Annotated in this window: 15 protein-coding genes; 10 read left to right on the plus strand and 5 right to left on the minus strand. The window is 69.0% G+C overall.

Annotation, left to right across the window (positions count from 1 at the left end; genetic code table 11):
- Positions 1-127: 127 nt before the first annotated feature.
- Both creB and creC read left to right on the plus strand, forming a co-directional pair.
- Entirely contained in the window at positions 128-919 is a 792-nt protein-coding gene (gene creB, locus ASD34_RS07090) for a two-component system response regulator CreB (protein WP_056574837.1), read from the plus strand.
- Between the two features lie 124 nt (positions 920-1,043).
- Entirely contained in the window at positions 1,044-2,495 is a 1,452-nt protein-coding gene (creC, locus tag ASD34_RS07095) for a two-component system sensor histidine kinase CreC (protein WP_056574840.1), read from the plus strand.
- A gap of 5 nt (positions 2,496-2,500) precedes the next feature.
- On the opposite strand, the gene ASD34_RS07100 is transcribed toward creC, so the two are convergent.
- From ASD34_RS07100 to creD, 4 genes are all read right to left on the minus strand, one after another.
- Positions 2,501-3,106, minus strand: coding sequence for a hypothetical protein (locus tag ASD34_RS07100; protein WP_056574844.1), 606 nt, complete (start codon positions 3,104-3,106; stop codon positions 2,501-2,503).
- 204 nt (positions 3,107-3,310) lie between these two features.
- Positions 3,311-5,704 (minus strand): penicillin-binding protein 1A, encoded by a 2,394-nt coding sequence (locus tag ASD34_RS07105; RefSeq protein ID WP_056574847.1) that lies wholly within the window; start codon positions 5,702-5,704, stop codon positions 3,311-3,313.
- Between the two features lie 16 nt (positions 5,705-5,720).
- Positions 5,721-7,013: a glycoside hydrolase family 3 N-terminal domain-containing protein gene (locus ASD34_RS07110; protein WP_056574848.1), complete on the minus strand. Its 1,293-nt coding sequence runs from the start codon at positions 7,011-7,013 to the stop codon at positions 5,721-5,723.
- On the minus strand, positions 7,010-8,497 hold the full coding sequence (gene creD, locus ASD34_RS07115) for a cell envelope integrity protein CreD (RefSeq protein ID WP_056574852.1): 1,488 nt from the start codon (positions 8,495-8,497) through the stop codon (positions 7,010-7,012). Before creD ends, ASD34_RS07110 begins: the two co-directional genes overlap by 4 nt.
- Positions 8,498-8,713: 216 nt before the next feature.
- Between creD and ASD34_RS07120 the strand changes: the two genes are divergently transcribed.
- The 8 genes from ASD34_RS07120 to ASD34_RS07155 all read left to right on the plus strand — a co-directional run bounded on the left by ASD34_RS07120 (position 8,714) and on the right by ASD34_RS07155 (position 17,135).
- The gene (locus ASD34_RS07120) at positions 8,714-10,774 is read left to right on the plus strand and encodes a VIT and vWA domain-containing protein (RefSeq protein ID WP_056574855.1); all 2,061 of its coding nucleotides are present in this window, start codon (positions 8,714-8,716) and stop codon (positions 10,772-10,774) included.
- A 15-nt stretch (positions 10,775-10,789) separates the two neighbouring features.
- Positions 10,790-11,710 (plus strand): exosortase Q, encoded by a 921-nt coding sequence (xrtQ, locus tag ASD34_RS07125; protein ID WP_056574858.1) that lies wholly within the window; start codon positions 10,790-10,792, stop codon positions 11,708-11,710.
- A complete protein-coding gene (locus ASD34_RS07130) occupies positions 11,691-12,260 on the plus strand; it encodes a hypothetical protein (protein WP_056574861.1) in 570 nt (189 codons plus the stop codon). The genes xrtQ and ASD34_RS07130 overlap by 20 nt, the downstream gene beginning before the upstream one ends.
- Positions 12,261-12,294: 34 nt before the next feature.
- Complete coding sequence (locus tag ASD34_RS07135; RefSeq protein WP_235509993.1) at positions 12,295-13,542, plus strand: biosynthetic peptidoglycan transglycosylase; 1,248 nt, start codon at positions 12,295-12,297, stop codon at positions 13,540-13,542.
- On the plus strand, positions 13,539-14,303 hold the full coding sequence (locus ASD34_RS07140) for a GNAT family N-acetyltransferase (protein WP_056574868.1): 765 nt from the start codon (positions 13,539-13,541) through the stop codon (positions 14,301-14,303). Before ASD34_RS07135 ends, ASD34_RS07140 begins: the two co-directional genes overlap by 4 nt.
- A 70-nt stretch (positions 14,304-14,373) precedes the next feature.
- Entirely contained in the window at positions 14,374-15,264 is an 891-nt protein-coding gene (locus ASD34_RS07145) for a pirin family protein (protein ID WP_056575378.1), read from the plus strand.
- Positions 15,265-15,350: 86 nt separating this feature from the next.
- On the plus strand, positions 15,351-16,424 hold the full coding sequence (locus ASD34_RS07150; RefSeq protein WP_056574871.1) for a flavodoxin family protein: 1,074 nt from the start codon (positions 15,351-15,353) through the stop codon (positions 16,422-16,424).
- 132 nt (positions 16,425-16,556) lie between these two features.
- Positions 16,557-17,135, plus strand: coding sequence for a Spy/CpxP family protein refolding chaperone (locus ASD34_RS07155; RefSeq protein WP_056574873.1), 579 nt, complete (start codon positions 16,557-16,559; stop codon positions 17,133-17,135).
- A 100-nt stretch (positions 17,136-17,235) separates the two neighbouring features.
- Here ASD34_RS07155 and ASD34_RS07160 read toward each other — a convergent pair whose 3' ends face one another.
- On the minus strand, positions 17,236-17,610 hold the full coding sequence (locus ASD34_RS07160; RefSeq protein WP_235509994.1) for a serine/threonine protein kinase: 375 nt from the start codon (positions 17,608-17,610) through the stop codon (positions 17,236-17,238).
- Between the last annotated feature and the right edge of the window lie 191 nt (positions 17,611-17,801).

The raw sequence follows: 17,801 nt of genomic DNA on the forward strand, positions 1-17,801 counted from the left end.
AATAAGAAGACAGGAAGAGGAAAAGCCGCGCCCGAAAAAAAAAGCCGCGAAAGGCCGCGCCGGTCGCGCGGCGCCTCGGGCGAAAAGCCGGGCCCGAGCGGTCCGTGGCCCTCGCTAACATCGCCGGATGAGCTTCAAACCCCGGATCCTGATTGCCGAAGACGAATCGGGCATCGCCGACACGCTCCAGTACGTTCTGAGCAGCGACGGTTTCCAGCCGGTCTGGTGCGCCACGGCCGAAGAAGCCATCGCGCAGTTCGCGCAGGAGCGCCCCGCGCTCGCGATCCTGGACATCGGATTGCCCGACCTGAACGGCTTCGAGCTCTTCAAACGCCTCCAGGCGCTGAACCAGTCGATGGGCGGCCCGGAGGTACCGATGGTCTTCTTGACGGCCCGCAGCGACGAAATAGACCGCGTGGTGGGCCTCGAACTCGGCGCCGACGACTACATCGCCAAGCCGTTTTCACCCCGCGAGCTGGTTGCCCGCGTGCGAACCATCCTGCGCCGCAGCGCCAGAAACGGCCCGGGAAGCCCACCAGCGGCCGCAGCGCCGATTCATGGGGTACCCCATCAAAACGCGCCGGCGCCGCCTCCAGCGGCGCCACAGACCCCTGCAACACCCTTTGCACTCGACAGCGAGCGCATGCAGATCCGTTACTACGGACGGCTGCTCGAACTCTCGCGCTACGAATACGGCCTGCTGAAGCTGATGGTCCAGCGCCCGGGGCGCGTGTTCACGCGCGACGAACTGCTCCAGCTCGTCTGGGACGACGCCAGCGACAGCTTCGACCGCACGGTCGACGCGCACATCAAGACGCTGCGCGCCAAGCTCAAGTCCATCGCGCCCGAGGTCGAGCCGATCCGCACGCTGCGCGGCACGGGCTACGCCCTGAACGAAGAACTCCCGACCAGCCCATGACATTGGAGTGGGCCCGCTCTTCCGTGGAATACCGCGGAACCGGCTCTGCCGGGCCGCTGGTATTGCCCCCGGCGAGGGGGTTGGAGAAGCGACACGAAGTGCGCGAAGCCTGGGGGAGTGCTCGATGACGCGGCGCACGCGGATCTTCATCGGCATCCTGCTGATCTACACGGCGGGCATCGCCTTCCTGCTGTACCGCGTCGTCTCCGACATCGACCCGCGCTACCGCGAGTCGGCCGAGGAATCACTGGTCGAAACCTCGCAGCTCATGGCCAGCCTCGTCGAGCAGGACGTGATCGCTGGCGCCATCAACACGGCGCGGCTGGAGCCGCTGTTTCGCAGCGTCTATGCGCGCGAGTTCTCGGCGCAGATCTACAACCTGCACAAGAGCCGGGTCGAGCTGCGCGTGTACGTCACCGACCGCACCGGCCGCGTCATGTTCGATTCGCTCGGCCGCCACCTGGGCAACGACTACTCGCAGTGGAGCGACGTGAAGCGCACGCTCGGCGGGCTGTACGGCGCGCGCACGTCACGCGACGTCGATGGCGACCCGCGCACCTCGGTGATGTACGTCGGCGCGCCGATCCGCTGGAACGGCGAGATCGTCGGCGTGGTCAGCGTCGGCAAGCCGGTGCAGAGCTTCGGCCAGTTCGTCGAGGACGCACGTGTGCGCACCATCTGGGTCGGCGTGGGTTCGGCGCTGGCGCTGCTGCTGCTCACCGTGATCGTCTCGGTGTGGCTGGTGCGGCCCTTCGGCCTGATCCGCGACTACTGGACGTGGGTGCGCGCCCAAAACCGCGTGGGCAGCCTGAGCCTGTCGCGCATGGCGCGGCGCGCGGTCGATGCGGTGCGCACCGGCTTCGGCGAGATGCGCGACGCGCTCACCGGACGCAACTACGTGGCCGACTACGTGCAGACCTTTACGCACGAAGTGAAGAGCCCGCTGTCGGCCATTCGCGGAGCGGCCGAGCTGCTGCAGGAACCGCAGATGCCGCACGACCAGCGCGAGCGTTTCCTGAAAAACATCGAACGCGAAACCCAGCGCATCCAGGAAATCGTCGACCGCATGATGGAACTCACCGCGCTCGAAACGCGGCGCGCCCTCGACCGCACCGAACCCGTGGCACTGGGCCCGCTGATCGAAGACATTGCGGCCAGCGCACAATCCGCCGCGTCGCGGCGCGGCATCCGGTTGATCGTGAATCTTCGCGAACCTGCGCGCGTCGAGGGAGATCCGTTCCTGCTGCGCCGCGCGATCAGCAACCTGCTCGACAACGCACTCGATTTTTCACCGCCCGACAGCGAGGTGCTGCTGACGCTGGAAACCACCTCGCGCCTCGCGCGCATCAACGTGCGCGACCATGGCCCGGGCATTCCGGACTACGCGCAGGACAAGGTCTTCGAGAAGTTCTATTCGCTCGCCCGGCCGCACAGCCAGAAGAAGAGCACGGGGCTCGGCCTGGCGTTCGTGAAGGAAATCGCGACGCTGCACCGCGGCCGCATCGACCTGGGCAACGCGACGCGCGGCGGCGCCGTGGCGACGCTCACGCTGCCGCTGCTGTCAACGCACCACTGAACGGATCACTGACCCACGAGCACGCGATACGCCTGGCGCGTCTCGGGGCTCACGGCTTCGAGCAATTGCTCGTACGAGGTCTGGTGCCGCGCCAGCATGCGCGCCGAGGCCACGGCCTTCGATTTGCAGAACCAGTGGCAGGTGTGCTGCATGAGGAACAGCTCGGCCGACATCGTGAAGGCCTTCGATTTCGGCGAACGGCCAGCAGCATTTTTCGCCACGCCCGCGATGCCGCGCGCATGAATGCGCAGTGCTTCGCGCAGGTCGAAGCTCGCGGACGGGAACAGCGTGGTGGCGAACGGCAAGGCCATCGGCAGCCGGCTCGTGCGTGTGTCGGCTTCGGGTTCGCGCGCGAGATCGGCGGCGAAGGTCTCGAACTGGGCGGCGAGCTTTTCCTCGGTGGCGTCGAGCAGGTGCCAGATCTGCTGGCGGCGTTCGGCGTCGTCTTCGCCGAGGCAGCGCAGGTAGCCCTGGGTCAGGCTCTCCATCAGCTTCTCGATCTGGTAGCGGCCCAGATGGCGACCGAGCAGCGCGATGCGCTGGCGCTGTTCCTTGGACTTGAGGATGTAGAAGCCAGCGGCAATCAGTGCCACCAGGGTGAGGATTTCCATGGATGCGAGAAAAGGGAGAAGAACAAAAAAAGAAGCGGGGGCCGCGGCACCGAGTGTAGGCACCGCAGACCGCCCGCGTTTTCCCTCTGCTGCATCGTCTTTTCGTGAAACACCGCGGAACCGGCTTTGCCGGGCCGCCGGTGTTGCCCCCGGCGAGGGGGTTGGCGCAGCGACACGAAGTGCGCGTAGCCTGGGGGCGTGCCGTTACCTGAAGAAGTCCAGGATGCGGTTGCGTTCTTCAGGCGGCGGTGGTGCGCCGATCGGCGCGCCCGTCAGCACCTCCACCGGCTGTATCGGCTGCTCGATGCTTTCCAGGCCCAGGCTCGCCACGTTGTGGCCCGGCGTGAAGTCGTCGAAGTACCACTCGCCGTCGATGCTCACCACGCCAGGCGGTTCGGCCGGCAGCATCACGGGCACGCCGCGTAGCGCCGACTGCATGTAGCCGGTCCAGATCGGCAGGCTCAGGCTGCCGCCGGTCTCGCCGCGCACGCCGAGCTGGCGCGGTGTGTCGTAGCCAACCCAGGCGATGCCCACGCGCGTGGGCTGGAAACCCGCGAACCAGGTGTCGAACGAGTCGTTGGTGGTGCCGGTCTTGCCGAAGAGGTCGTCGCGCTTGAGCGCCTGGTAGGCCTTGAAGCCGGAGCCGCCCTTGACCACGCTCTGCAGCAGCGATTCCATGATGAACGCATTGCGCGCGGGAATGGCACGGCGGCTTTCGTCGAGCGCCGGGGGCTCGGTTTCCATCAGCACCTTGTCCCTGAGGTCGGTGACACGGGTCACGAGGTAGGGGTTCACGCGGTAGCCGCCATTGGCGAACACCGAGTAGCCCACTGCCATCTGCATCGGCGTGACCGAGCCGGCGCCCAGGCCCATCGGCAGGTTGGCCGGGTGCTTGTCCTTGTCGAAGCCGAACTTCGTGACCCACTCTTGCGCGTAGGGCGCGCCGATCGACTGCAGCACGCGCAGCGTGACCAGGTTCTTCGACTTCATGAGCGCATTGCGCAGCGGCATCGGGCCTTCGAAGGTGCCGTCGAAGTTCTTCGGGTCCCAGGGCTGGCCGCCGTTGACGCCAGCGTCGAAGACCAGCGGCGCGTCGTTCACCACGGTGGCGGGCGTGAAGCCTTTTTCGAGCGCCGCCGAGTAGATGAAGGGCTTGAAGCTCGAGCCCGGCTGGCGCCAGGCCTGCGACACGTGGTTGAACTTGTTCTTGCCGAAGTCGAAGCCGCCGACCAGCGCGGTGATGGCACCGCTGCGCGGGTCCATCGCGATGAAGGCGCCTTCCACTTCGGGCAGCTGGGTGATTTCCCAGGTGTTCTTGGGCGTCCTGGCGACGCGGATCACGGCGCCTCGGCGGATCTTGATGTTCGGCGGCGCCTTCGCGGCCAGGCCGGACTGTGCGGGCTTGAGGCCCTCGCCCGAGATCTCGAAGGCTTCGCCGTTGGCGCGCACCGCGGTCACTTCCTTGGCGCTGGCTTCCAGCACCACGGCCGAGATCACGTCGCCGTTGTCGGGGTGCTCGGCGAGCGCTTCGTCGACGGCCTCGTCGATTTCCTTCTGGCCGCTGGCCGGCAGGTCGACGAACTTCTCGGGGCCGCGGTACACCTGACGGCGCTCGTAGTCCATGATGCCCTTGCGCAGCGACTTGTACGCCGCCGCCTGGTCGGCCGCGACCAGCGAGGTGTAGACCTTCATGCCGCTGGTGTAGATGCTGTCGCCGTACTGCGCGTACATCATCTGGCGCACGGTCTCGGCCACGTACTCGGCGTGCAGGCGGTTCGGGTCGGCGGCATCGCGCAGGTGCAGCTCTTCCTTCTTGGCTTCGGCCGCCTGCTCGGCGGTGATGAAGCCGGTTTCGTGCATGCGGTCGATCACGTAGAGCTGGCGCGCCCGCGCGCGGCGCGGGTTGACCACGGGGTTGTTGGCGCCGGGCGCCTTCGGCAGGCCGGCGAGCATGGCGGCCTCGGCAATGGTGACCTGCTGCAGCGGCTTGCCGAAGTAGGCCTCGGAGGCAGCAGCGAAACCGTAGGCCCGGTTGCCCAGGTAGATCTGGTTCAGGTAGATCTCCAGGATCTGGTCCTTGCTGAGCTGCTGCTCGAGCCGGAAGGCCAGCACGATCTCCGAGGCCTTGCGGCTGAGCGTGCGCTCCGAGCTCAGGTAGACGTTGCGCGCCACCTGCATCGTGATGGTCGAGGCGCCCTGTTGGCGCCCGCCCTTGAAGCTGGCCACGGCCGCGCGCGCGAAGCCCTTGTAGTCCACGCCACCGTGGTCGTAGAAGCGCGCGTCCTCCACGGCCAGCACGGCGTCTTTCATGACCTTCGGAATGTTGGCGAAAGGCGTGAGGTTGCGGCGCTCCTCGCCGAACTCGCCGATCAGCGTGCCTTCGGTGGTGTACACGCGCAGCGGCAGCTTCGGCCGGTAGTCGGCCAGCTCGGAAATGTCGGGCAGCTTCGGGTAGATGGCGACCACCCCCACGATGGCGGCGCCCAGCAACGCCACGGCGCCGGCGCCGGCCACGATGGCGCTCCAGCCGGCGATGCGTTTCCAGGGGAGCTGGCGCAGCGCACTGGCAGGTTGGGAGGAACGAGGTTCTTGGGACATGAGATAGGGCCAGGGGCTAGCGAAGAGGTTGGAGCCGTGGCGCGCGCGGGCGTTCCACCGCCCGGGGATCGAGCGCGCCGCGCCGCACGCCTTCCAGCGCGCAGTGCATGGCATCGAAATACTTGTCGTGGTCGTAGGCGATGAGCAGCAAGTCCACCCCGGCGTCGAGTGCGCCCAGGGTGGCGTTGCAAAGGCCTCGGTAGTAGGCCCCGCCCATCGTGAGGTCGTCGGTGACGAGCAGGCCCTGAAAGCCCCATTCGCCTCGGATCACCTGCTGCACGATTTTGCGTGAGAAAGAGACCGGCGCGTGTGCGTCGAGTTCCCCAAGGATGACATGGCCCAGCATGATCGCGGCATCCGAATGTTTCGACACGTCTTGAAACGGCTTCCAGTCGTGCGCGGCGAGTCGGGCCACGGGCGTGCGTAGTTCGGCCCCCACGTGGTGCGTGTCCTCGGTCACGCCCGCGAGCCCGGGAAAGTGCTTGAGCGTGCCGCGCACGCCCGTCGATTCAAGGCCTTGCTCGTAAGCGAGCGCCACCTGCGCGGTAATTTCGGGGTCGCTCGAAATGGCGCGTTCCTCGATGCGGGTGTGCAGGTCCCAGCGGCCCGGGGCACGGCCGGGGCGCAGGTCGACCACCGGGCTGAAGTTCAGCGTGATGCCCAGCGCGGCGAGCGCCTCGCCCTGCTGCGCGCCGTAGGCGCGGGCACGTTGCAACAGGTCGTGCGTGGGCACGTCGGCGTCCAGCAGGCGAGCGAGCGCCGGCTGGTGCGGCACCATCGGCGACAGGCGCGAGACGCCGCCGCCCTCCTGGTCGGTCGCCACCACCAGCGGCGGCAGGCCAGCCGCCAGACGCAGCGCCTGCAGGCTGGCGATTTCCGCGCGCAGCGTCTCGGCACTGCGGCCCTTCACGTTGCGGCCGGTCACGAAGATGCCGCCGATCAGGCCCCGGCACGCCAGCTCGCGCAGGTTGTTCGCATCGTCATAACCGACGATGAAGCGCGCGCCCAACGCCTGTGCCACGGGGCCCGAAGCGGCGTTCACTTCCAGCCGGTGCTGGCGCGAGGCCAGTTCGTGGCCCAGCGCCGTCAGCGTCGCGCCGACCGTCAGGGCCAGCGCCACGACACGGCGCGTGCCGCGCGCGCTGCGCCAGGCGATCGCGCCGCTGGCGCACAGTGCGGCGAGCAGCAGCGGCAGTTCCTCGTCGCGCAGGAAGCGCAGGTGCGGGTCCTTCAGGTGCCAGGCCCAGGCGCACAGCACGGCCAGCAGCAGCCAGCCGAGCACGCCGGGGATGGCGCGCAGCAGTCTCATGCGTCCACCGTGGCCGCCGGGACAGCCGGGGCGGGTTCGCTGCGGCGCGACAGCGCATACCAGTTGACCTTGCGCGTCACGAGCATCAGCGCGGCCAGCATGCCGAAGATCAGCAGCGCGCCCAGCAGCAGCGCATTGCTTTCCGAGGCCAGCAGGCCGTAGAGCGCGCCGTACAGCAGCGCCACGAAGGCGGCGAACGACAGGCCGCGCCGCCAGCCTTCGAGCACCGCGCTGAAGTACACGGCCAGCAGCGCCACGCTGGCACCGGCCGCGCCTGCGTAGGCGAAGTGGAAGGCGAACTTCTCCGACAACGCGAGCAGCAGCAAGAAGAACAGCGCGATCGACAGGCCCACCAGCCCGTACTGCACCGGGTGCAGGCGCAGCTTGCGAAACAGCTCGAACATGAAGGCCGCCATCAGCACCAGGCCGATGAAGAGCGCACCGTACTTGCCGGCGCGCGTGCTCATCGAATACACGTTGACGGGCTGCGCGAGCGACACGTCGAAGGTCTGCAGCGGGCCCGAGGCATGGCGCGACATGGACGCCGTGGACGCCGTGCGCACGACGGCCGCCGCGGCGTTCTGCGCGGCATCGCCTTCACCGCCCCACAGGCCGGCACGCACCTGCTCGCGCGCCGTGGTCACCAGCGAGGACACGCGCCAGCGCGCGTCGAAGCCCTGCGGCGTCACCTGACGCTGCGTGGCGAGGAAGCGTCCGCCGAAGCTGGGGTGCGCCCACGGCGAATGCAGGTGCGCGGTGGTTTCCTCGGCGATCGGCACCATCGAGAGCGTGTCCTGGCCCACCAGCGAGAGCTTCATGTCGAAGGGCAGCGGCTTGCCCGCCTGCCAGGCGGCGAGCGCGGCGCCCGTGAGCGGCGCGTGGATGCCGTTGGCGTAGGTGGCGTTGTCGGGCAGGCCCGGCACGCGCTGGCGAAAGCGCAGCGCTTCGCCTTCGATCGAGAGCGCGGGCGAACCGTCGATGCCGCGCAGGTCGCTCACGTGGAAGGCGATCAGCGGCGGACGGAACTCGATCGACGAGCCGCTCTCGCTGTGCGGCACGGACTGCGGATCGAAGCCCGCGAAGCCGCCGCCGAGCGTGGCCGTCAGCGTGTAGAACGGAATGCGGAAGATGCCGCGGTAGCGCTCCTGAGTGGCCATGTCGCCTTCGATGTGCAGCTTGTCGGGGAACACGGCGTGCACCATCCCCTTGCTCTGCGCGGCCTGCCCGATCACCTTGCCTTGTGCGTTGCGTACCGGCTCCATCCAGCGTTCCACATACGGCACCAGCAGCACGGGTCCGACCATGGTTTGCGGCGCGGCGTAAGTCTCGGCGAGTTCGCGCGCGGCCTCCTGCTGGCTCTCGCCGCGGGCGTGGTTGAGGTCGTCGATTCGTGCCAACGGAATGAACAGCACCAGCAGCAGGAAGCACAGGCCGGCCACCTTGACCAGCACCGAGTTCTGCAGGGTCTTCAACAGTTGAAGCATGGGTTTCTTCCCCTCTTTTCCGGGGTTTTCGTGATGAGGCGCCGATGCTCTCCGACCGATCCGAAGGCGGTATGAAGCCGCCGCGCGGCGCACTTCACACAGACTTCACACAGCGGTGCATTCGGGTGTGGCGACTTCAACGCGCCTTCCAACTGCCTTCTCGCACGCTCACGACAGTGAGGGCTGTGCAAGTTCGCACGCAGAAGGACACCCGCCATGGACACCCCCACCACCCCACGCCCCGGCCGTTGGCTCTGGCTCGCCACCGTGAGCCTGGCGACCGTGGGTTTCATCGCCATGGGCGCCCGCCCGGTGCACGCGCAGGAAGCGCCCGCCGGTCCGCGCCTGAAGACCGAGAGCCCGTATTTCTTCGTCAAGAGCGACGACCCCTCGGTCGACCGCCTGCCGCTGAAGGGCACGGAAGTCGCCGTGAAGATTTCGGGCGTGATCGCCGACGTCACGGTCACGCAGACCTACCGCAACGAAGGCCAGCGTGCCATCGAGGCGAAGTACGTGTTTCCCGGTTCCACCAAGGCGGCCGTGAGCGGCCTCAACGTGCGCCTGGCCGATCGCCTGATCACGGCGCAGATCCGCGAGAAGCAGCAGGCGAAGATCGAGTACGACACCGCGAAGAAGGAAGGCAAGACCGCCGCGTTGCTCGAGCAGCACCTGCCCAATGTGTTCCAGATGAACGTCGCCAACATCCTGCCGGGCGATGATGTGAAGGTGGAGCTGCGCTACACCGAGCTGCTGGTGCCGCAGTCGGGCAACTACCAGTTCGTGTTCCCGACCGTGGTCGGGCCGCGCTACAACTCGCCGCAGTCGGAGAACGCCAAGGCCCCATGGCCGGCGCAGCCCACGTTGCGCGCCGGCGTGGCACCGGCCACCAGCTTCAAGCTCACGGCGAGCATCGACACGCCGATGGGCCTGAAGGAAATCCGCTCCGCCACGCACACGATCGACGTGAAGAAGCGCGACGAAGACCAGCACGCCGACATCACGCTCGGTGCCGACGGCCGCCCCGCCGACAACCGCGACTTCGTGCTCGACTACCGCCTGGCGGGCGAGAAGATCGAGTCGGGCCTCATGCTCTACAAGGGCCAGGGCGAGAACGCAGAAAACTTCTTTCTCGCCATGGTCGAGCCGCCCAAGGCCGTGGCTGCCAGCGCCATCTCGCCGCGCGACTACATCTTCGTGGTCGACATCTCGGGATCGATGCACGGCTTTCCGCTCGACACCGCCAAGACCGTGCTCGAACGCCTGATCGGCGGGCTGCGCCCCAGCGACACCTTCAACGTGCTGCTGTTCTCGGGCAGCAACAAGATGCTGTCGCCGCAGTCGGTGCCGGCCACGCGCGCCAACATCGAACAGGCGCTCGCCACGATCAAGAACTACAGCGGCAGTGGCAGCACCGAGCTGATCCCGGCGCTCAAACGCGTGTACGCCGAGCCCAAGGCCGCGAACGTGTCGCGCACCGTGGTGGTGGTGACCGACGGCTACGTGACGGTCGAGCGCGAAGCCTTCGAGCTGGTGCGCAACAACCTGTCGAAAGCCAACGTGTTCGCCTTCGGCATCGGCTCGTCGGTGAACCGCAGCCTCATGGAAGGCATTGCGCGCGCCGGCATGGGCGAGCCCTTCATCATCACCGACCCGGTGCAGGCGCCCGAGCAGGCCGCGCGCTTTCGCCGCATGGTGGAGTCGCCCGTGCTCACGAACGTGAAGGCCACCTTCGGCGGTCTCGATGTGTACGACGTGGAGCCGCAGGCGCTGCCCGACGTGCTGGGCGAGCGCCCGGTGATCGTGTTCGGCAAGTGGCGTGGCGAAGCCAAGGGCCGCGTGATCATCGAAGGCCAGAGCGCCACCGGCCCGTACCGCGAGGAAGTGCGCATCACGCCGCAGACGCGCCAGGACACGGCGGCGCTGCGCACCCTGTGGGCACGCCACCGCATCCAGAGCCTGAGCGACCAGGAAGCGCTCGAAGGCAGCGCCGCCTTCAAGGACCGCATCGCCGAGCTCGGCCTGAAGTACAGCCTGCTCACGCAGTACACCAGCTTCATCGCGGTGGACAAGGTGGTGCGCAACGTGGCGCCGCAAAACAGCGTGGACGTGAACCAGCCGCTGCCGATGCCCCAGGGCGTGAGCGACCTGGCGCTGGGCGCCGAGGTGCCCAGCACGCCGGAACCGGAAACGCTGGGCGCGATCGCCGTGGTGTTGTCGATGCTGGCCATGCTGCGCCGCCGCGCACGCCGCAACGATGCCCGTCGTTTCACGGCTTGAACAGGACGCACGACCATGTCTCTGGCAACCCTGGCCCATCACCATCCGCGCGTCGTGGACTGGGCCATCCGCATCGACCGCACGCCGGCCTTCGGCTGGCTCGCGCTGCAGTGCGCCGCGCTCGCGCCCACCTGGGTCTGGATGGCCCGCCGCCTGCAGGACGGTTCCGACGATCCACTGGGGCTCGTGGCGCTGGTCGCATTGGCCGCGCTCGCCTGGCAATGCAGGCGCGAGTTGCGCGCCTCGCCGCGACTGGGCTGGCTGGCGCTGGCCGGCGTCGGCACCGTGCTGGCCACGCTGCTGCGCACGGGCGGGGGTGGCCTGCCCGCGCTGCCGCCACTGGCCTCGGGCCTGGTGGCGGTGCTGTCGCTCGCGGCCGGGCTGCTGGCCTTCGTGCCGCGCGGCGTGGCGGCGCTGCCGGTGGCCGGGCTGTCGGTGCTGGCGCTGCCGTTGCTGTCGTCGCTGCAGTTCTACGCGGGCTACCCGCTGCGCGTGGTGACGGCCGAGGCCAGCCGCTGGCTGCTTGCGCCCGGCTTCGAGGTGGCGCGCGAAGGCGCGACGCTGATGGTCGACGGCCGCCTGGTGATCGTCGATGCGCCCTGCTCGGGCGTGCAGATGGTGTGGCTGGGCTACTTCACGGCCTGCGCGGTCGCGCTGTGGGCGCGGCACGGCGACCGCGCCTTCCTGCGCCGCCTGCCGGCCGTCGGCCTGCTGGTGCTGGCCGGCAACATCGTGCGCAACAGCGTGCTGATCGCTTTTGAAGGCGCCGGCCATGCGCTCGCGCCCTGGGCGCACAACACGCTGGGGCTGGTGCTGCTGGCCGTGGTGTGCGGCGCCATCGCGCGCCTGATGGTGCCGGCGCGCGCCGTGCAACATCCGGCGATCGCCGGCCTGATCACCGCCGAAGGAGGCCGCCGTGTCGATACCGTTCGTTGAGCGCTGGTTCGCCAACCATTTCATCAACCGCGTGGGCCACAAGAGCGCCTTCGCGCTGGCGATGTTGCTGTGCGTGCTCTGGTCCGCCGCGGCGGCGCTGCGCGCGCCCGCCGCCGAAGCCGATGCGGTGGGCTCTCACGAATGGCCGAGCCAGTGGGACGGCGTGCCGCTGCGCCCGCTGGCGCTGAGCGAGGTCGAGCAGCGCTTTGCCGACCGCTTTCCGGGCGCCATCGGCCGCATGACCGACGGCCAGCAGACGCTGGTGATGCGTGCCGTGAACCGGCCCACGCGCATGCTGCATCCGGCCGCCGATTGCTACCGCGCGCTGGGCTACCGCATCGAGCAGGCGCGGCTGGAACGCGACGCGCAAGCACGGCTGTGGCGCTGTTTTGTGGCGCAACGGCACGGTACGCCAAATTTCCGCGTCTGCGAGCGCATCGTCGACGCCCAAGGCACGGCTTTCACCGACACTTCGGCCTGGTACTGGGCGGCGGCCAGCGGCCAGTCGCACGGTCCGTGGCAAGCTGTCACCGTGGCAAGACCGATGTGATGAGAACGTGTTTGTGAAGAAGACCCTGCGATTCGTGCTTTTCGGGCTGCTGGCCCTCGTCCTGACCGCCCTCGTGGCCATCTTCCTGATCGCCAAGATCGCCCTTGCGCCGGCGGCGGGCGAATGGAGCACCACGGTGAAGGCCGGCCCGCTCTCGTTCGAGATCGGCGTGCCGACCGCGGTGCGCCTGGCCACCTCGTCCTGGTTCGCGCCGCGGCTGGACGGCCACGCGCTGGACACCCGCTTCGGCACCGTGCATTTCACCTGGAACGACAGCACCGGCCAGCAGCAGATGCGCTGCGCGCCGTGCAGCGCCGACGTGCCTGCGCTGGGCACGCAACCGATCACGGTCGAGCGGCTGGTGGCCACGGTGCGGCGCGACGGCAATACGCTGGCCGGCACCTTCGAGGCCACGCCCGAGGCGGCCAACGGCAACGCGCTGCTGCAAGGCACCTGGACCGGTCGCCTCACGCCGAAGAACCTGCAGCTCGATGCCCGTGTGCAGGACGCCCCCATCGCCCGCTGGTACGCCGTGCTGGTGCCGGCCCTGCCCGAGCTGCAGCGCGCCCGCATCGGCGGCACGCTGGCGCTGCAGGCGCAGCTGCTGCTGCCCGACGCCACCTTCGCGGTGCAGCCCACCATCGGCCAGTTCACCGTCGAAGGGCTGGGCACCGAGGCCATGCTGGGCGCGCGCACCAGCTGCGGCCCGTCGGCCAGGCTGGCCAACGACAGCTGGCTGGCGCGCGCCGTCATCGCGGCGGAAGACCAGCGCTTCTTCAGCCACGCCGGCTACGACCTGACCGAAATCCTCGCCTCCATCGACCACAACCAGAAGCCCGGCCAGATCCGGCGCGGCGGCAGCACGCTCACGCAGCAGCTGGCCAAGCTGCTCGTCACCGGCAGCGACCGCACGGCCGAGCGCAAGCTGCGCGAACTGCTGTACGCGGTCGAGATGGAGCAGACGCTGGGCAAGGCCCGCATCCTGCAGCTGTACCTGGACAACGCGCCCTGGGGCGGCAACCTCTGCGGCGCCGAGGCGGCGGCGCGGCGCTACTTCAAGCGCAGCGCGCGCACGCTCGAACCGGCGCAGGCGGTCTGGCTCGCGGCCATGCTGCACAAGCCGCAGGCCGTGCTGGAGCAATGGCGGCGCGACGGCCACATCGATGCCGACCGCACCAAGTGGGTGGCCGAGAGCGTGCGTGGCATCAGCCGCAACCAGCGCGAGGCGCTGCTCAAGAGCGTCGCCGCCGCCAAGTACGCGCCGCCGGAAGCCGTGCAATGAGCATTGGCCCTCACGACATCGAGGCCATCGAACGCGCCACCGTGGCGGCGGTGGCCCCCGAGGCTTGCGAGGAACTCGACGGCTGGTTGCTGCCTTTCGACCGCGGCACCGTCAAGCGCGCCCGCTCCGCCGTGCCGCTGCACCGCGACCCCGTCGAGCCCGCCACGCTCGACCGCATCGAAGACCGCTGCGACAGCCGCCAGGTCGCACCTGCGCTGCGGCTGGCCGACGCGGCCTGCTTCGACACGCTGCGCGCCGAACTCGCGCGACGTCACTACATGGCCGACCAGCCGACCTGCGTGCAGACCGGCTCGGCGCGGCGCATGCGCGAGCTCGTCGCGGCCGATGGGCAGCTGGCCGATGTCGATGCGACGCCCGACCCGGCCTGGGCCGCGCTGTTCCTGGGCGAAGGCTTCGACCCGGTCGACGGCGTGCACCGCGTGCGTTCGCTGTCGCGCGCCACGGGCTCGCTCTTTGCGAGCGTGCGCGAGAACGGCACCACCGTCGCGGCCGGTGCCATGGCCTTTGGCCACGGCTGGGCCAGCGTGCACGGCATGCGCACCGAGCAGTCGCAGCGCGGGCGCGGCCTGGCCCGGCGCGTGCTCGCCGGGCTGGCGCAGGCGGCGCTGTCGCGCGGTGTCGAGTGCGTGTTCCTGCAGGTCGATGCGCAGAACGAGCCTGCACTGGCCCTGTACCGTCGCGCGGGCTTCGAGACGCGCTGGCAGTACCGCTACTGGCAGCGCCAGCAGTGGCCGCGCTGAACTGAACCGCACCGGCAGTGGGCATCCCCACCGGTGGCGCGGTCGGGGCTTTGGTGCCACCATGGGCGGCATGACGAACGTCCATGCCCATCACCCCACCGATCCCGTTGCCGTCCCGCGTGGCATCGACCACATCGTGGCCGGTGTTTCCACCAGTGACGGCGATGGCGTGCGGCTCACCCGCGTGCTGCAGCAGCCGCTGCAAAAGCGACTGGACCCTTACCTGATGCTCGACGCCTTCGGCAGCGACAACCCGGGCGACTACATCGGCGGCTTTCCGAACCACCCGCACCGCGGCTTCGAGACGGTCACCTACATGATCGCCGGGCGCATGCGCCACCGCGACAGCGCGGGCCACGAAGGCCTGCTCGAAAACGGCGGCGTGCAGTGGATGACGGCCGGCCGCGGCCTCGTGCACAGCGAACTGCCCGAGCAGGAAGACGGCCTCATGGAAGGCTTTCAGCTGTGGCTCAACCTGCCCGCGAAAGACAAGATGCGCGAGCCCTGGTACCGCGACATCCGCAGCAGCGAGATCCCCGAGTTCACCACCGTCAGCGGCGCGCACGTGCGCGTGATCGCGGGCATCAGCCACGGCATCGCGGGCGCGGAGCAGCGCGCGCACACCGAGCCGCTGTACCTGGACATCACGCTGCCGCCCGGCACCGAGTTCGCGCAGCCGCTGCCGCATGACCACAACGCGCTGGTCTACGTGTTCCGCGAATCGCTGTGGATCGCGGGCAGCGAGGTGCCAACGCGGCGCATGGCCATCCTTGCGAACGACGCCGGCAGCGACGGTGTGGTGCTGCGCGCCGGCGTCACCAACCACAGCCCGGCGCGCGCGCTGCTGATTGCAGGCAGGCCGCTGAACGAACCCATCGCGCAGTACGGCCCCTTCGTGATGAACACGCCCGAGCAGATCAGGCAGGCAGTACACGACTTCCAGAACGGCAAGCTCGGCTGAGCCCGAAGCCTCTGTAGTCGCTCGCCTACCGCAAGTCGGCGTCGCGTGCGGGTCGCGCTCGCCGCTGCGCCGCCTAGATTGCGGTCATGCCTCCCACGATACGCAAGGGACAGGCGCCGCCGATGCTGCAGCGCGCCGAGTTCCACGACCGCTTCATGCAGAGCTTCCACGACCCGGCGTTCCGGGCCGAGACCGAAGCGCTGCGGCGCCTGGAAGACATTGCCTGGCAAGCGTATGACGAAGGCCGCAAGGCGCCCGTCACGCGCCGCGCCGGGCCCGGCTATGCCGACCCCGACTACGAACTGTCGGTCGACTGGCTCGACGCCCGCGCGCGCATCGACGCGGCGCAGGCCGCCTGGGGCCGGCCCGAGACGCGTTCGCGGGTGCTGCTCATCAACGGCTCGCCGCGCAACGACGGCACCTGCCCCGGCGAGATCTCCAAGACCTGGCGCCTCACGCAGTGCGCGCGCGAGGTGCTCGAAGGCAGCGGCATCGAGGCCGACGTGCTCGACCTGAGCCGGCTCACCTCCGACTACGGCCGCCACATCCACCCGTGCAAGGGCTGCGTGTCGACCGCGATGCCGCTGTGCCACTGGCCCTGCAGCTGCTACCCGAACCACGCGCTGCGCCAGACCGGCGACTGGATGAACGAGATCTACGAACGCTGGGTGGCCGCGCACGGTGTGATCGTGCTCACGCCCACGCACTGGTACCAGGCCGCGAGCCCGCTGAAGCTCATGATCGACCGCCTCGTGTGCGCCGACGGCGGCAACCCGGACCCCACCAGCACGCACGGCAAGAAGCCCGACGAGGCCAAGGCGCTCGAGCTCGAAGGCTGGGGCTACCCGAAGCACCTCGAAGGCCGCGTCTACGGGGTGGTGGCGCACGGCGACGTGGCCGGCACCGAGAGCCTGCGCCGCAACCTCACGGACTGGCTCGACTGGATGGGGTTGATCGACGCCGGCGCGCAGGCGCGGCTCGACCGCTACATCGGCTACTACGCGCCCTACGCCACCAGCCACGATGCGCTCGACGCCGATGCCGACGTGCAGGAAGAAGTGCGCAACGTGGCGCGCGCCGTGGCCATCGGCGTTGCCGCGCTGCGCGCCGGCACGCTGCAGGTGCCCGACCGAACGCTCAAGCCGCCGCGGCGCAAATAGCGGGCGGCGCCGCGGTTCATGCTTCTTTACGCACGCTCACTTGCGGCTCACGGACGCGTTACAGAGGCGCTCCACACTTCCTCTCACCCGCTGCCCTTTGGCGGCGGACTTCTTCGAAAGGAAGCGACTCTCATGATCTCTCTTCGCCAACGCATCGTCTGGGCCAGCCTGCTGGGTTCGGCCGCCCTCGCCTCTTCGGGCGCCTTCGCCCAGGCACCGGCTGCCACCACGCCTTCGAGCGCAGTGCCCACGGCCGCCACGGCGCCCGTCGACGCCAGCGCCGCACCGAAGGCGCAGCACAAGCGCATGGACCCGGCCCAGCGCATGGAACGCATGAAGGAACACCGTGCCAAGCGCCTGGCCGCGCTGAAGGACAAGCTCAAGCTCACCAGCGCTCAGGAAGGCGCGTGGAGCAGCTTCACGGAAGCCAGCCAGCCGCCCGCCGGTGCCGCCCGTCCGCAGCGCATGGACCGTGCCGAGTTCGCCAAGCTGACCACGCCCCAGCGCCTGGAACACATGCAGGCCCGCCAGGCTGAGCGCAGCGCGCGGTTCGCCAAGCGCGCCGAAGCGACCAAGACCTTCTATGCCGCGCTGACGCCCGAGCAGCAGAAGACCTTCGACGCCGAAACCGCGAAGTTCGCGGGCCACGGCCATCGCTTCCATCGCGGTGGGCATGAAGGCCACCACGGTGCGGCGCCTGCCAAGAGCTGAGGCTGGCCAGGCGGCCGGCTGAAGGGAGCCGGCCTCCAGGAAAGGGCAGAAAAAAGCCCGCGATGCGTGAAGCGTCGCGGGCTTTTTCGTGGGTGCAGCATTACTGCGGCGTGCCCGTCTTCTCGGTCGGGTTGGTCGGCACCGCCGGGCGTTCACCCGGCTGGCCGAAGCGCGGCTTCACGTGCTGCGCCTCGGCGCGCACCTCCGCGCGCGAGCGCTCGCCGGTGGGCGACGGCATCGCGTTGGGCTGGTGATTCACGGTGGTGCTGGCCTCGCCCTTGGGCACCACGCTGTTGGCGTTGTTGCGGTTCTGCGCGCGGGCCTCGGCCTTCACGGCTTCGCGCGAGGCGGGCATCGAACTGTCGCCCGCCATCGGCTCGGCGAGCGCGGGTTTCTGGGCCTGCGCGGCGCCGGCGCCCAGCAGGGCGACGAGCAGCGCAGCGGGAATCGTCAGGCGTTGCAGGGTGGTCATCATGGAAAGCTCCTTTGCAAATGGAAAAGGCACAAAGCCGAGCGCCATGGCATCGGCTTTGAAATCACCGTAGGAGCCCTGTTTCGGACCGGGTGTGGGGGTGTGGCAGGCCTGCCTGTAGGAGCCCGCCGCCCTTGCGTGAAAGGCGCGCGAAGAAGGTGGCGCGTTCCTACAGTCGGCGCGCGCGCGGCCAC

It is taken from the genome of Variovorax sp. Root473, assembly GCF_001426505.1.
Classification (GTDB): Bacteria; Pseudomonadota; Gammaproteobacteria; order Burkholderiales; family Burkholderiaceae_C; genus Variovorax.

Bases quoted from the DNA above. Each gene is read 5' to 3' on its own strand.
- creB (WP_056574837.1), top strand. From the start codon at position 128: ATGAGCTTCAAACCCCGGATCCTGATTGCCGAAGACGAATCGGGCATC.
- ASD34_RS07110 (WP_056574848.1), bottom strand. From the start codon at position 7,013: ATGAGACTGCTGCGCGCCATCCCCGGCGTGCTCGGCTGGCTGCTGCTG.
- ASD34_RS07155 (WP_056574873.1), top strand. From the start codon at position 16,557: ATGATCTCTCTTCGCCAACGCATCGTCTGGGCCAGCCTGCTGGGTTCG.
- creC (WP_056574840.1), top strand. From the start codon at position 1,044: ATGACGCGGCGCACGCGGATCTTCATCGGCATCCTGCTGATCTACACG.
- ASD34_RS07140 (WP_056574868.1), top strand. From the start codon at position 13,539: ATGAGCATTGGCCCTCACGACATCGAGGCCATCGAACGCGCCACCGTG.
- creD (WP_056574852.1), bottom strand. From the start codon at position 8,497: ATGCTTCAACTGTTGAAGACCCTGCAGAACTCGGTGCTGGTCAAGGTG.
- ASD34_RS07150 (WP_056574871.1), top strand. From the start codon at position 15,351: ATGCCTCCCACGATACGCAAGGGACAGGCGCCGCCGATGCTGCAGCGC.
- ASD34_RS07160 (WP_235509994.1), bottom strand. From the start codon at position 17,610: ATGATGACCACCCTGCAACGCCTGACGATTCCCGCTGCGCTGCTCGTC.
- ASD34_RS07145 (WP_056575378.1), top strand. From the start codon at position 14,374: ATGACGAACGTCCATGCCCATCACCCCACCGATCCCGTTGCCGTCCCG.
- ASD34_RS07120 (WP_056574855.1), top strand. From the start codon at position 8,714: ATGGACACCCCCACCACCCCACGCCCCGGCCGTTGGCTCTGGCTCGCC.
- ASD34_RS07100 (WP_056574844.1), bottom strand. From the start codon at position 3,106: ATGGAAATCCTCACCCTGGTGGCACTGATTGCCGCTGGCTTCTACATC.
- ASD34_RS07105 (WP_056574847.1), bottom strand. From the start codon at position 5,704: ATGTCCCAAGAACCTCGTTCCTCCCAACCTGCCAGTGCGCTGCGCCAG.
- xrtQ (WP_056574858.1), top strand. From the start codon at position 10,790: ATGTCTCTGGCAACCCTGGCCCATCACCATCCGCGCGTCGTGGACTGG.